The sequence below is a fragment of the Brevundimonas sp. Root1279 genome, assembly GCF_001425945.1.
Classification (GTDB): Bacteria; Pseudomonadota; Alphaproteobacteria; order Caulobacterales; family Caulobacteraceae; genus Brevundimonas.
The window spans coordinates 187,342-200,593 of sequence record NZ_LMEB01000005.1 but is presented as its reverse complement, the minus strand read 5'-3'; the positions used below and the strand labels follow the sequence as shown (position 1 = coordinate 200,593).

Annotated in this window: 12 protein-coding genes; 9 read left to right on the top strand and 3 right to left on the bottom strand. The window is 69.0% G+C overall.

Annotated features, from left to right (window positions below):
• The first annotated feature begins 201 nt into the window (after positions 1–201).
• Positions 202–1,548 carry a pectate lyase family protein gene (locus ASC65_RS06885; RefSeq protein WP_235561424.1) on the top strand — a complete coding sequence of 449 codons (1,347 nt, stop codon included), beginning with the start codon at positions 202–204 and terminating at the stop codon, positions 1,546–1,548.
• A gap of 270 nt (positions 1,549–1,818) precedes the next feature.
• On the opposite strand, the gene kduD is transcribed toward ASC65_RS06885, so the two are convergent.
• Positions 1,819–2,562, bottom strand: a complete 744-nt coding sequence (gene kduD / locus ASC65_RS06880; protein WP_056450947.1) for a 2-dehydro-3-deoxy-D-gluconate 5-dehydrogenase KduD — start codon at positions 2,560–2,562, stop codon at positions 1,819–1,821.
• A 189-nt stretch (positions 2,563–2,751) separates the two neighbouring features.
• Between kduD and ASC65_RS06875 the strand changes: the two genes are divergently transcribed.
• Complete coding sequence (locus tag ASC65_RS06875) at positions 2,752–3,414, top strand: RpiB/LacA/LacB family sugar-phosphate isomerase (RefSeq protein ID WP_056450944.1); 663 nt, start codon at positions 2,752–2,754, stop codon at positions 3,412–3,414.
• Positions 3,415–3,416: 2 nt separating this feature from the next.
• On the opposite strand, the gene ASC65_RS06870 is transcribed toward ASC65_RS06875, so the two are convergent.
• Positions 3,417–4,460: a LacI family DNA-binding transcriptional regulator gene (locus ASC65_RS06870; protein WP_235561423.1), complete on the bottom strand. Its 1,044-nt coding sequence runs from the start codon at positions 4,458–4,460 to the stop codon at positions 3,417–3,419.
• A 60-nt stretch (positions 4,461–4,520) separates the two neighbouring features.
• Positions 4,521–5,891: a pectate lyase family protein gene (locus ASC65_RS06865; RefSeq protein WP_056450938.1), complete on the bottom strand. Its 1,371-nt coding sequence runs from the start codon at positions 5,889–5,891 to the stop codon at positions 4,521–4,523.
• A 128-nt stretch (positions 5,892–6,019) separates the two neighbouring features.
• Between ASC65_RS06865 and ASC65_RS06860 the strand changes: the two genes are divergently transcribed.
• The 7 genes from ASC65_RS06860 to ASC65_RS06830 all read left to right on the top strand — a co-directional run bounded on the left by ASC65_RS06860 (position 6,020) and on the right by ASC65_RS06830 (position 13,229).
• Positions 6,020–6,832, top strand: coding sequence for a 2-keto-4-pentenoate hydratase (locus ASC65_RS06860; protein ID WP_056450935.1), 813 nt, complete (start codon positions 6,020–6,022; stop codon positions 6,830–6,832).
• Complete coding sequence (locus ASC65_RS06855) at positions 6,829–7,815, top strand: TRAP transporter substrate-binding protein (RefSeq protein ID WP_200939802.1); 987 nt, start codon at positions 6,829–6,831, stop codon at positions 7,813–7,815. Before ASC65_RS06860 ends, ASC65_RS06855 begins: the two co-directional genes overlap by 4 nt.
• Positions 7,816–7,855: 40 nt before the next feature.
• Positions 7,856–8,362 carry a TRAP transporter small permease gene (locus tag ASC65_RS06850; protein ID WP_200939801.1) on the top strand — a complete coding sequence of 169 codons (507 nt, stop codon included), beginning with the start codon at positions 7,856–7,858 and terminating at the stop codon, positions 8,360–8,362.
• Positions 8,363–8,364: 2 nt separating this feature from the next.
• Complete coding sequence (locus ASC65_RS06845; RefSeq protein ID WP_056450929.1) at positions 8,365–9,645, top strand: TRAP transporter large permease; 1,281 nt, start codon at positions 8,365–8,367, stop codon at positions 9,643–9,645.
• Positions 9,642–10,736, top strand: a complete 1,095-nt coding sequence (locus tag ASC65_RS06840) for a sugar kinase (protein ID WP_056450926.1) — start codon at positions 9,642–9,644, stop codon at positions 10,734–10,736. Before ASC65_RS06845 ends, ASC65_RS06840 begins: the two co-directional genes overlap by 4 nt.
• Before the next feature lie 419 nt (positions 10,737–11,155).
• Entirely contained in the window at positions 11,156–12,790 is a 1,635-nt protein-coding gene (locus ASC65_RS06835; protein WP_056450923.1) for an MFS transporter, read from the top strand.
• Entirely contained in the window at positions 12,783–13,229 is a 447-nt protein-coding gene (locus ASC65_RS06830; RefSeq protein WP_056450920.1) for an MAPEG family protein, read from the top strand. Before ASC65_RS06835 ends, ASC65_RS06830 begins: the two co-directional genes overlap by 8 nt.
• The last annotated feature ends 23 nt before the right edge of the window (positions 13,230–13,252 follow it).

Here is a 13,252-nt window from a genome sequence, read left to right as displayed (position 1 = left end):
CATACAGGACGCCGAGGTGACCTCGGTCTATCGATTTTTGCGGTCCGGCATCGTTGGCCATCCCGTTTGACACCGGTGTCATCAATGTGCCCAATGGCTCCTGACACCGGTATCAATGTCGAGGCTAAACTGATGATCCGCGTCTCCGCAAGGCCGTTGTGTCGCAAAGTGGTCACAGGCGTTACAGTAACGCTGCTCGCCGTGTCGCTTGGAGCACACCCAGCCCTCGCACAGGCCCCGACAGGGGAAATTCTCGCCTTTCCGGGCGCCGAGGGCGCAGGTCGCCTGGCGCTGGGCGGGCGCGCCGGGGTGGTTCTACGGGTCACGAATCTCGAGGATGCCGGTCCGGGCAGCCTGCGGGCGGCGATTGAGGCCGACGGCCCGAGGACCATCGTCTTCGACATCGGCGGGACGATTCGCCTCGCCTCCCCGCTCCGCGTCCGCAAGGGCCGCCTCACCCTCGCCGGCCAGACGGCCCCCGGCGGCGGAATCACCCTGCGCGACCAGCCGCTGATCATCGCCGCGGATGACATCATCGTCCGCCATATCCGCTCGCGCCTCGGCGACGAGAGCGGGGTCGAGGCCGACGCCGTCTCGATCGAACGCGGCCGCCGAATCATCCTGGACCACGTCTCGGCCTCCTGGTCGGTCGACGAGACCCTCTCGGTGGGCAGCCGCTACGACCCGCCCGAGCGCGGCATCTACGACGTGACGGTGCAGTGGTCGGTCCTCGCCGAATCGCTCAACGCCTCCGGCCACGCCAAGGGCGACCACGGCTATGGCTCGCTGGTGCGCGGCAGCCACGGCGCCCGCATGAGCTTCCACCACAATCTGTGGGCCGCCCACCGGGCGCGCATGCCCCGGCCGGGAAACTACAATCCGCCGTCGGTCGATCCCGAAGGCCCTCGCTTCGAGTTCCGCTCGAACGTCTTCTACGACTGGGGCGGCTCACACGCAGGCTACAACGCCGACACCGACAGCCATGCGGCCTACGCCTTCATCGGCAACGCCTACCGGCCCGGCCCCGACTCCCGGGGCCGCTGGGCCTTCGAGGAGTCCAACCCGCTCGCCCGCGCCTGGTTCGAGGGCAACGCCCTGGAGGGCGTCACGCCCGCCGACCCCTGGAGCCTGGTGAAGGACTCCGACCGTCCGGGTTACCGCCTGGCCGCCCGTCCCGACTGGGCCGCGCCCGCGACCGAGGCGCCCGAGGCCGCGCTCGGGGCCGTGCTGGCCCGCGCCGGCGCCGGTCCCCGCGACGTAGTGGATCTGCGAATCATCCAGGGCGTCCGCGACGGGTCCGGCCGCATCATCGACAGCCAGGCCCAGGTCGGCGGCTGGCCCTCACTCGAGGCCGGCACACCCTGGGCGGACCAGGACGGCGACGGCCTGCCGGACGACTGGGAACGCGCGCACGGTCTGAACTCCGCCGATCCATCTGACGGCGCCGCCGACCGCAACGGCGACGGCTGGACCAATCTTGAGGACTGGCTGGCGGAACGGGCGGATGCGGCGGAGCCGATGGTCGCTAACCCGCCCGGCGGCGGCTGAGTGGCTAGTGGCTAGTGGCTAGTGGCTAGTGGCTAGTGAGAGTTGAACAGGCCCCGGATCGTGCTCAACCGGTCATCTGCGGGGGGCAGCTGGACGTCCACCCCTTCAGCGGCTGTAGCCAGCCACTAGCCACTTAGCCACTCAGCCGCCGCCCCTGCAGGCAGGTTCGCACCGCCCGCCCCCTTCCGGTGAAGGAGACTGAGGCCCCCCGGTCTCAGCCTCCCCACCCTGCCGTCGCTCAAAGCGCCGGCATACTCCCCGAAGGGAGGTTCAGCGCGCCAGCCAGCCGCCGTCGACGGCCAGCACGGTGCCGTGGACATAGGCCGCGGCGTCCGACGACAGGAACACCGCCGCACCGGCCAGGTCCGACGGGTCGCCCCAGCGACCGGCCGGGATGCGGGCCAGGATGTCGCGGTTGCGGGTCTCGTCGGCGCGCAGGGCCTCGGTGTTGTTGGTGGCGAAATAGCCCGGCGCGATGCCGTTGACGTTGATGCCCTTGGACGCCCACTCGCAGGCCAGCAGGCGCGTCAGCCCGGCCAGGCCGCTCTTGGACGCCGTGTAGGACGGCACGCGGATGCCGCCCTGGAAGCTCAACATGGAGCAGATATTGATGATCTTGCCGCCGCGGTTCGCCCCGACCCAGGTCCGCGCCACCGCCTGCGACAGGAAGAAGGCCGACTTCAGATTGGTGTCGATGACCGCGTCCCAGTCCTCTTCGGTGAAGTCGAGGCTGTCGTTACGGCGGATGATGCCGGCGTTGTTGACGAGGATGTCGACCGGGCCGGCCTCGGCCACCACGGCGGCGATCGGCGCGGTCGAGGAGAGGTCGGCGGAAATCGCCTGCAGCGTGCGACCCGCAGCAGCGACCAGTTCGGCGGTCTCCGTCGGCGCCGAGCGGCCGACGGCGACGATGTCGGCGCCCGCTTCCGCCAGGCCGACGGCGATGGCCTGGCCCAGGCCGGTGTTGGCGCCGGTGACGAGGGCGCGACGGCCCGAGAGGTCGAAAGCGCTCATTCAACTGGCCTCAAGGTTGGCGAACACGAAAGTCGACATACATTAACTAGGAGCCCGCTCGATGCGGATTGTACGCATAGGTAACCGGTGTCATAATCGGATGCAATCAAAGGAACAGGACGCAAGGCTTGTCGGCGCGGCGCTGATCGACCGCCGGCCCCTTCCCGTCATCCTGCCAAGAGGAACGCCATGAAAATCGCCCTGATCATCGAGAACAGCCAGGCCGCCAAGAGCGAGACGATTCACGCCGCCCTGACCGCGGTGGCGGAGCCGCTGGGCCACGAGGTGTTCCACTATGGCATGTACGCCCCCGAGGATAAGGCCTCGCTGACCTACGTCATGAACGGCCTGCTGGCCGGGATCCTGCTCAACTCCGGCGCCGCCGACTTCGTGGTCACCGGCTGCGGCACCGGCATGGGCTCCATGCTCGCCTGCAACTCAATGCCGGGCGTCTTCTGCGGCCTGGTCATCGACCCCACCGACGCCTTCCTGTTCGGCCAGATCAACGACGGCAACGCCATCTCCATGCCCTACGCCAAGGGCTTCGGCTGGGCCGCCGAGCTGAACCTGCAGGACGTCTACCGCAAGCTGTTCGACGGCGAGCGCGGCCTGGGCTATCCCAAGGAGCGCGCCGAGATCATGGCCAAAAACCGCGGCATCCTGAAAACGCTGAAGGCCGCGACCTGCAAGGACATGCTGTCGGCCCTGAAGGCCGTGGACCAGGACCTGCTGAAGGCCGCCGTCTCGGGCGAGCGCTTCCAGGAGTATTTCTTCGCCAACTCCAAGGACGAAGAGATCAGCGCCTACCTGCGCGGCCTCGTCGGCAGCCCGAAGGTTCTCGAGAACGCCTGAGCCTAGGCCGTCGGCGCGGCCGTCGACTCCCGCACGACCAGCGACGGGTCGACCACCGGCTGGACCAGGGTTGCGGGATCAAGGCCGCGGATGCCGGCCGTCAGCTTCTCGGCCGCCATCCGGCCCATGTCGCGGATCGGCAGGCGCACCGTGGTCAGGTTGGGCCACACGCGCGAGGCCATCGGCAGGTCGTCGAAGCCGACGATCGACAGCTCGCCTGGCACATCCAGACCCGCGTCGCGCGCCGCCTTCATGACCCCGATGGCCATTTCGTCGTTGCCGGCGAAGATGGCCGTCGGCGGGGCCTTCATGGCCAGCAGGCTCTGCGCCGCCTCGACCCCGGACTCGAAAGTGTAGGCGCCCTGTCGGACATAGGCGTCGTCGAGGGTGACGCCGTGCTCGGCCAGTCCCTCCCGGAAGCCCCGGCCCCGCTCGTGCGACGAGCGGAAGGTGTCGGGACCCGAGATGAAGGCCACCCGGGTGTGCCCCAGCTCGGCCAGGTGCCGCGCCGCCTGCGCCGCGCCGCGGCTGTCGTGCGTCACCACCATGCAGGCCGCCTCGTCCAGCGACACCGAGGCGATGCGGACGTAGGGGCAGTCGACCTCCTTGAGGATCTCGATGACCCGATCGTCCTCGGACACCGACGGCGGCATCACCACGCCGAACAGCTTCTGGCGCACGATGAAGCCGCGGACGTCGTTGAGGAAGGTCGGCGAGGCCCGGTTGCACGGGTGCACCACCAGTTCGAGGCCTGAGCCCCGCACCGCATCCAGCACGCCCTGCTGCATGTTCACGACGTAGTTCGGGCTCGGGTTGTCGTAGATCATCCCGACCAGGAACGACCGCCGGAAGGCCAGCCCGCGCGCCTGCGGATCGGGGGTGAAGCCGTGCTCGGCGATCACCGCCTCGACCCGTTTGCGGGTCTCTTCCTTGACGAACGGCGAGTTGTTGATGACGCGCGAGACGGTCTTCTTCGACACCTCCGCGAGCCGGGCGATGTCGTTGATCGTGGCGGGTTTTCCGCCAGGCCGTCTATGCTCGGTCACGCGAAGAATCTCTCTGAACGAACAACGTCTTTAAACTCAGCCGAGCGTTCTGTCAGCGATTCACGTACCGCGACGCTGCGCCGGGCGGCTGAGCACCTCGTCGCGCAGAGGGGTCATGAAGCGCAGGTCCCATTCGTCGGGGTTGAACGGCTTGCGAGTCGCCTCGGCGATCGCCGGATAGCCGCCGACCTCGCGCTCGTGGTCTATGATCTCGCCGCGCCCCTCGGCCACCTCGGCGACCAGCAGGACGTCGCGCATGTCGCGGTCCCACGGGCGCGCGCCGGCCTGGCCAAGCACCGCCACCTGCACCTGCTCGGCCGGGATCGGCTGCAGGCCGTCCCACCACACCGGCGGACGACGGGTCTCGATGATTCGCGCCGGCGCCGTGGTGTAGCGGCCGAACATGCGGATCGGCTCGCCGACCTGGTCCACCGCGATGTTGTCGCGGCCGTAGAACTCCAGATCGCCCGCGCCGCCGATCATAAGGAAGGCCAGGCGGTCGGTCGGAGTCGACGGGCCGGCGCGCAGAACGTTGCCGACGGCGGTCATCTTGCCGACCTCATAGGGATGGTTCAGCCACTCCTCCGGAGCGAGGTTGTAGTGCAGCGCCCGCGGGCCCGGATTGTAGATCAGGTTGTTGGCGATGACCCCGTGCACCCCACCCTTGAACAGCGGACTGCGCTCATAGTTGTGGGCGTACAGGTTGCCGACGATCAGCAGGCCGGTGACGTTGTCGTGGATCAGCGAGCCCTTGGAGTGCTCGCCCTTCGAATGGCTCGAATAGGCCAGGCTCTCGGCGATCAGATTGTTCGAGAAGGTGATGTTGTGGCTGGTGCCGGCGCGCCATTCCTCGGGCGTCGAGCCGGTGAAGCGCGGACCCGAGGCGGACAGGTTCTCGTCGGTGCCCCACTCCAGGCTGCAATGGTCGACGATGACGTTGTAGGCGGCCTGGGTCGAGATGCTGTCCTCGTCCCAGCCGCTCATCCAGGCCTGATCGGCCGAGCCAGGACGAATGCGGATGTGCTGCACGATCACGTCGTGGCCGCCGATGTCCATACCACCGCGGATCAGGGTGATGCCCGGCGACGGCGCGGTCTGGCCGGCGATGGTGATGTAGGGGTTGTTCAGCTTCAGGGTCTTGCGGTTCAGGTCGATCACCCCGCCGACCTCGAAGACCACGATGCGCGGCCCCTCGGCCTCGATCGCCTCGCGCAGCGAGCCCGGGCCCTCCCCGTTCAGATTGGTCACGCGGATGATCCGTCCGCCGCGTCCGCCCGGCGTCTGCGACGCCCATCCGAGCGCGCCCGGGAAGGCCGGCAGCGCGGCTTCGGCGGCGGCTGGCGCGGCCTGGGTCTGCGCCAGCAGCGGGGCCGGCGCGGCGAGCATTGCGAACAGGGCGGCCGCAAGCGCGGCGGGGCGGGCCAGGGTCATCGTTCCTCCAAATCGCATTGGTCGCTGTGCTCGCGACCTTATCGCAAAGGCGTCGCAGAACGCGTCGCCGGATTCAAATTGACACCGGTTTCCTTCCTGCGCAATGTTTGACGCAACAGGGAGGCGGCGTGAGCCACGCACAAGATAATTCATATGCTTCGCCGATCGCGCGAGCCTTCACCGAGGCTCGTCGCGCGGGCGTCGCCGTACCCGTCTATCCCGGCGATGAGCCGGCGTCGCTGGACGCCGCCTACGCCATCCAGGACGACGCCATCGCGCTCTGGCCGGACCGAATCGCCGGCTGGAAGCTGGGCCGCATCAATGCGCCTTTCGACGCCCGTTTCGGCGCCGGGCGCCTGGCCGGGCCGATCTTCTCGTCCAACGTCTGGTCCAGCGGCGAAGCGGCCGTTGAGTTCGGCGTGATCCCCGGCGGTTTCGCCGCCGTGGAAGCTGAGTATGTCCTCGAACTGGCCGAGACCGCACCGGATCGCGAAGGCTGGACGGCCGTGACCGTCGCGCCTCTGGTCGGCCGCGTCTTCGCCGGCGTCGAGATCGCGGGCAGCCCTTTCGCCGGGATCAACGACCACGGTCCGGCCGTCACAGCCTCCGACTTCGGGAACAACGCCGGCCTGATCCTGGGCCCCGAGATTTCGGACTGGCGCGCGCGGCTCGCGGGGCTGACCTGTTCGGTGACCATCGACGGGACCCTGATCGGTCACGGGGGGGCCGCCTCGATACCTGGAGGGCCGCTCGATTCCCTGGCCTTCCTGCTGAACCTGCTGCACCGTCGCGGACGGCGGCTGGAGGCGGGGCAGCTGATCTCGACCGGCGCGGCGACCGGAGTTCACGCGGTCCGCGCCGGCCAGGCCTCCGTCGCCGATTTCGGAGCCGACGGCCGCATCGAATGTCTGGCCGTCGCAGTGGGTGGAGCGTCGTCGTGAGTCTGACCCGGAGAACCCTCGGCCTCGCTGGCCTCGCCGGCCTTGCCGCCTGTTCCCCGCGCACCGCCGCCGGCGGCGGTCTCACCCTCAGCGCCGTCGACGTCCATCCGGCCGACTATCCCACTGTCCTGGCGGTGAAGTGGATGGGCGAGGAGCTGGGCCGGCTGACCAACGGCCGCATCGGCGTCCGGCAGTTCCCGGCGGGCCAGCTGGGCACCGAGGACGATTCCATCGGCCTGACCCGCTTCAAGGCCGTCGACATCTGCCGCGTCGCGGTCGCGGCCCTGAACAACGCCTTCCCCGAGACCCGACTGCTGGCCCTGCCCTATGTCTACCGCGACGTGAAGCACGTGCGGGCGGTGGTCGACGGCGATATCGGGACCGAGCTGCTAAACGTATTCGAGGGTCGCGGCCTGATCGGCCTGGCCTATTACGACGCCGCCCCGCGGAGCTTCTACAACGTCCGCCATCCGGTGACCGAGCCGGGCCAGATGCGCGGCCTGAAGATGCGGGCGCCGCAGTCGGACATCTTCCTGGATTCGATCCGGGCCATGGGCGCCAATCCGACGCCGCTGACCTTCGGGGCGGTGTTCTCGTCGCTGCAGACGCACCTGATCGACGGGGCTGAGAACAACTGGCCCAGCTACCAGTCGAGCCGCCAGTTCGAGGTCGCCCGCTACTGGAGCCAGACCGAGCATTCCTTCTCCCCGGACGCCCTGCTGATGTCGAAGGCCAGCTTTGAGCAGCTGACGCCGGCCGACCGCGAGCTGGTCCGCGACGTCGCCCGCCGCTCGGTGCAGGTGATGCGCGTCGAGTGGGACAAGCGCGAGGCCAAGGCCCGCGCCGCCGTCATCGCCGCCGGGACCCAGGTCTCCGAAGTCGACAAGGCGGCCTTCGCCGCCACCGTCCGGCCCGTGCTGGACAAATATCTTGCCGAGCCGCGCCTGCGCGCGCTCCACGAACGTATCGCAGCGGTCGCCTGAACGACCGCGCACCTCAAGTCGGCGCTCAGGGAGGGCCCGAATGTCTGAACCTCGACGCGGATTCGTCCGCGCGCTCGATGGCTTGGCCGTGCTTGTCATGGGCCTGGCCGGAGCCGCCCTTGTGGGCATGGCGCTGGTGCAGGCCTGGCAGGTCTTCGCCCGCTATGTCCTGAACGACAGCCCGGGCTGGACCGAGCCGGTGGCGCTGCTGCTGATGAGCTTCGCCGTCATGTTCGGGGCCGCCGTCGCCGTGCGCCGCGAGAGCCATTTCGCCTTCCAGTCCTTCCTGCACGCCGCTCCGGGGCGGCTGCAGTGGCTGCTCAAGACCTTCTCGCGCCTGATCGCCGCCGCCTCGGGCGCCGGGCTGATGGTGCTGGGCGGGGCGCTGATGATCGATGAGTGGCCGGTGGCCATGGCCGGCGCGCCGCTGCCGTCGGGCACGAAATTCATGGGCCTGTGCATCGGCGGGGCGCTGATCCTGCTGTTCTCGCTCGAGCGCCTGCTGACCGGCGACTTCGCGTCCGACGAAGCCCCCGAGGAGGACTGAGCATGGAGTACATCATCCTCTTCGGCCTGCTGGGCGTGCTGCTGGCGCTGGGCGTGCCGGTGGCCTTCTCGCTGCTGGCGGCGACCCTGGCGACGGTGGTCTATCTGGCCATCCCGCCGATCGTGGTCTTCCAGCAGATGGGCGCCGACATCACCTCGGTGGCCCTTCTCGCCATCCCGCTGTTCATCTTCACCGGCGAGCTGATGATGAAGGGCGGCCTGTCCGACCGGATGATCGCCCTCGCCGGCTCCATGGTCGGCCACATCCGGGGCGGCCTGGGCCAGGTCACCGTCGTCGGCTCGACCCTGTTCGGCGGCGTCTCGGGCAGCGCCATCGCCGACGTCTCGGCCATCGGCGGCACGATGATCCCGCAGATGAAGAAGCGCGGCTACGACGCCGACTTCGCCGTCAACATCACCATCTCGGCGGCCCTCGTGGCCCTGCTGGTGCCGCCCTCGCACAACATGATCCTGTACTCGGCCTCGGCCGGGGGCGGGGTCTCGATCTCCGACCTGTTCGCGGCGGGCATCATGCCGGCCCTGCTGCTGGCGGCGGCGCTGATGATCACGGCCTATGTCATCGCCCGCAAGCGCGGCTACGCGGCCGAGCCCTTCCCGGGCCTGCCCGCCGTCCTCGCCCGCCTGATCGCGGCCATCCCCGGCCTGCTGCTGGTCGGCATCATCTTCGGCGGCATCCGGGCGGGCGTCTTCACCGCCGTGGAGAGCGCCTCGATCGCCGTGGTCTACGCCACCATCGTCACCGGCCTGGTCTACCGCCACATGAGCTGGAGCGCCTTCAAGGCGGCCTGCACGGCGGCGGCGCGCACATCGGGGGCTGTGCTGTTCATCATCGGCTGCGCCGGGGCCTTCGGCTGGCTGATGGCCTGGATGCAGGTGCCGGCCATGACCGTCGAGCTGCTGCAGGCGGCCACCGACAACCCGATCATCGTCCTGCTGCTGATCAACATCATCCTGCTGCTGCTCGGCACCTTCATGGACATGGCGCCGGTGATCATCATCTGCACCCCCATCTTCCTGCCGGTGGCCAAGGCCTATGGCGTGGACCCGGTGCAGTTCGGGGTCATCCTGCTGCTCAACTGCGGCATCGGCCTGATCACCCCGCCGGTCGGCTCGGTGCAGTTCGTGGGCTGCGCCATCGGGCGGATCAGCATGGCCCAGTCGATGCGCACCATCTGGCCCTTCTACCTGGCTTGCACCGCGGTGCTGATGCTGGTCACCTTCGTACCGGCTCTGTCGCTGTGGCTGCCCTCGCTGATGAAATGACCGAACTGAAGGGGCTCAAGCCCGCCGACGCCTGCCGCTGGGACTGCGCCGCCCTGGGCGAGGTGATGCTGCGCCTCGATCCGGGCGAGGGCCGCATCCGCACCGCCCGGACCTTCCAGGTCTGGGAGGGCGGAGGCGAGTACAACGTCGCCCGCGGCCTCAGGAAGACCTTCGGCCTGCGCAGCACCGTGGTCACCGCCCTGCCCCGCAGCGAGACCGGCGCCCTGGTCGAGGACCTGATCTCGCAGGGCGGGGTCGGCACGTCCCACATCCTGTGGCGCGAGGCCGACGGGGTCGGCCGCAACACCCGGGTGGGCCTCAACTTCACCGAGCGCGGGTTCGGGCCGCGCGGGGCCCTGGGCTGCTCGGACCGGGCCAACTCCTCGGCCTCGCAGATGCGCCCGGACGAGGTCGACTGGGACGCCCTGTTCGAAACCGAAGGCGTGCGCTGGCTGCACACCGGCGGCATCTTCGCCGCCCTGTCCGCTGACACCGCGGAGACGACCCTGGCCGCCATCCGCGCCGCCAAGCGCCACGGCGTCATCGTCAGCTACGACCTGAACTACCGCGCCAGCCTGTGGTCCAGCCATCCGGATCCCGACGCGGCCCGGCGCGTCAACCGCGAGATCGCCGGCCTGGTCGACGTGCTGGTCGGGGACGAATACGCCTACGCCTCCTGCCTCGGGATCGAGACGCCGGAGACCCGAGTCGACCCTTGCGACGGCCGCCCCTTTGACGCCCTCGTCGGCCGCATCGCCGGCGAGCTGCCCAACGTCCAGGTCTTCGCCGCCACCCTGCGCGACCCGATCTCGGCCTCGGCCAACCGCTGGGGCGGCGTGCTGTGGCTGGGCGGCGAGCGCTACGCCACGCCGGTGACGGACGTCGCCATCCTCGACCGTGTGGGCGGCGGCGACGGCTTCGTCTCGGGCCTGGCCTGGGCCTTCATGGAAGGGCTGGGACCGCAGGCGGCGGTCGACTACGGCACGGCCCACGGGGCGATCGCGATGACCACCCCCGGCGACAACGCCATGACCTCCCTGGCCGAGGTGAAGGCGCTGGTCGGGGGCCGGGGCGCCGCGGCGGTGCGGTGAGTCCGACGCAAAAAACAGAGTCTGAATCGTCTGAATGGTCTGAAATCGGGTGAGAGCCCGAGCGATAAAAAACAGAGTCTGAATAGTCTGAATCGTCTGAAATCTCCGCGTAAGTGATTGTTTTTCCGTTCGGCGACTGACGGTGAGAGTCTGAATCCCGTTCGGCGCATCGACGGGGCGAGAACCTGCCACGGGCCTGCGCCAGAAGCGGTCGTTCGATCTGCGCCCTTCTCCCGATGGGAGAAGGTGGCCCGAAGGGCCGGATGCGGGTCGGCTGGCGGACGCGGCGAAGCCGCCCTCGAGCAGTCGACCCTCGCCCTTGAGCGCAAGGACGACGGCTACGCCGCCGTGCGCTCAAGCCCTCTCCCATTGGGAGAGGGATCGGATAGGCTGCTCTTCAAGACGTCCGGGGAGGGACCATGACCGAGACCGCCGCCGAAGGGCACACCGTCGACCGCAGCGACAAGCTGGTCATCCTGGCCTCGTCCGTGGGGACGGTGATCGAGTGGTACGACTTCTACCTGTACGGGTCGCTGGCGGCGATCATCACGGCGCAGTTCTTCTCGGGGGTGAACGAGACCACCGGCTTCATCTTCGCGCTGATGGCGTTCGCGGCGGGGTTTGCGGTCAGGCCGTTCGGGGCGATTTTCTTCGGGCGGCTGGGCGACCTGTGGGGGCGCAAGAACACCTTTCTGGTGACCATGCTGCTGATGGGGCTGTCGACCTTCGTGGTCGGGTTGCTGCCGTCCTATGCGGCCATCGGGGTGGCGGCGCCGGTGATCCTGGTGCTGATGCGGCTGGTGCAGGGGCTGGCGCTGGGCGGCGAGTACGGCGGGGCCGCGACCTATGTGGCCGAGCATGCGCCGCCGGGTAAGCGCGGCTTCTACACCAGCTTCATCCAGATCACGGCGACGGCCGGGCTGATGCTGAGCCTGCTGGTCATCCTGGGCGTGCGCACCTGGCTGGGCGAGGACGCCTTCAAGGAATGGGGCTGGCGCATCCCCTTCCTGGTCTCGATCCTGCTGCTCGGCGTGTCGCTTTGGATCCGGCTCAAGCTGGCCGAGAGCCCCGCCTTCCAGCGCATGAAGGCCGAGGGCAAGGGATCGACGACGCCGCTGAAGGACAGCTTCGGCAAATGGCCGAACCTCAAGCTGGTGCTGGTCGCCCTGTTCGGGCTCGCGGCCGGCCAGGCGGTGGTCTGGTACACCGGCCAATTCTACGCCCTGTTCTTCCTCGAGAAGACGCTGAAGGTCGAACCGGCCCTGGCCAATGTGCTGGTCGCCGTCGCCCTGCTGCTGGCCACGCCCTTCTTCGTCTTCTGGGGCTGGCTGTCGGACAAGGTGGGCCGCAAGCCGATCATCCTGGCCGGCTGCCTGATCGCGGCCCTGACCTATTTCCCGCTCTTCCACGCCCTGACCGGCGCCGCCAAACCGCAGCTGGCGGCGGCGACGGCGAGCGCGCCCGTCACCGTGGTCGCCGACCCGGCCGACTGCGCCTTCCAGTTCGATCCGGTGGGGAAGACCGTGTTCGACAGCTCGTGCGACGTGGCCAAGTCGTTCCTGGCCAAGGCCGGCGTGACCTATGAGACCGTCGCGGCCCCCGCCGGCTCGGTGGCGGAGGTGCGCATCGGCGACGTGGTCCTACCCGGCCATACCGGCGACAAGGCCGCGCGCGCCGAGTGGGAGAAGGGCCTCGGCGCCGCCCTGACCGCCGCCGGCTATCCGGCCAAGGCGGACAGCGCCCTGGTCAACAAGCCGCTGGTCGTCGGCATCCTGTTCCTGCTCGTCTTCTATGTGACCATGGTCTACGGGCCGATCGCCGCGGCCCTCGTCGAGATGTTCCCGACGCGGGTGCGCTACACCTCGATGTCCCTGCCCTATCACATCGGCAACGGCTGGTTCGGCGGCTTCCTGCCGACCACGGCCTTCGCCATCGTGGCGGCGACGGGCAACATCTATGCGGGCCTCTGGTACCCGATCGTGGTGGCGCTGCTGACGGTGATCGTCGGCGCCGTGCTGGTGAAGGACCGCAAGGACGTCGACATCCATGAGTGACGTCCTCACCCCGACGGCGTCAGCCCTGCTGCTGCCGCTGTTCCTGCATTTCGGCCTGGTGGTCTTCCTCTATGTGGCGCTGACCTGGGCGCGGATGATCACCGTGCGGCGCGGCGCGGCGGCCTACGGCGACTTCGCCCGCACCGACGGCGACCAGCCGCTCTCGGCGCGCTTCCAGCGCAATCTCGCGAACCAGTTCGAAGCCCCCGTCTTCGCCTGGATCGGCGCCCTGCTGCTGGTCCTGACGGGGCAGGCGACGGCCTGGGACGTGGCCGCCGCCTGGGTTTTTCTGGCCGGTCGCCTGATTCACACCTGGGTCCAGTGCAGCGGCGACAACGTCGCCCTGCGCGGCCGGGTGTTCCCGATCACCTTCCTGGCCGTGATCTGGCTGATGGGCCACGCGGCGGTAGCGGTGCTGGGCGTCGTCTGGGGGTCATAGGATCTTGTCATCCCGGACGCCGC

What these genes read in the sequence shown, in the direction of transcription:
- ASC65_RS06835 (WP_056450923.1), top strand. Translation starts at nt 11,156, where the DNA reads ATGACCGAGACCGCCGCCGAAGGGCACACCGTCGACCGCAGCGACAAG.
- ASC65_RS06865 (WP_056450938.1), bottom strand. Translation starts at nt 5,891, where the DNA reads ATGACCCTGGCCCGCCCCGCCGCGCTTGCGGCCGCCCTGTTCGCAATG.
- ASC65_RS06840 (WP_056450926.1), top strand. Translation starts at nt 9,642, where the DNA reads ATGACCGAACTGAAGGGGCTCAAGCCCGCCGACGCCTGCCGCTGGGAC.
- ASC65_RS06830 (WP_056450920.1), top strand. Translation starts at nt 12,783, where the DNA reads ATGAGTGACGTCCTCACCCCGACGGCGTCAGCCCTGCTGCTGCCGCTG.
- ASC65_RS06850 (WP_200939801.1), top strand. Translation starts at nt 7,856, where the DNA reads ATGTCTGAACCTCGACGCGGATTCGTCCGCGCGCTCGATGGCTTGGCC.
- ASC65_RS06875 (WP_056450944.1), top strand. Translation starts at nt 2,752, where the DNA reads ATGAAAATCGCCCTGATCATCGAGAACAGCCAGGCCGCCAAGAGCGAG.
- kduD (WP_056450947.1), bottom strand. Translation starts at nt 2,562, where the DNA reads ATGAGCGCTTTCGACCTCTCGGGCCGTCGCGCCCTCGTCACCGGCGCC.
- ASC65_RS06845 (WP_056450929.1), top strand. Translation starts at nt 8,365, where the DNA reads ATGGAGTACATCATCCTCTTCGGCCTGCTGGGCGTGCTGCTGGCGCTG.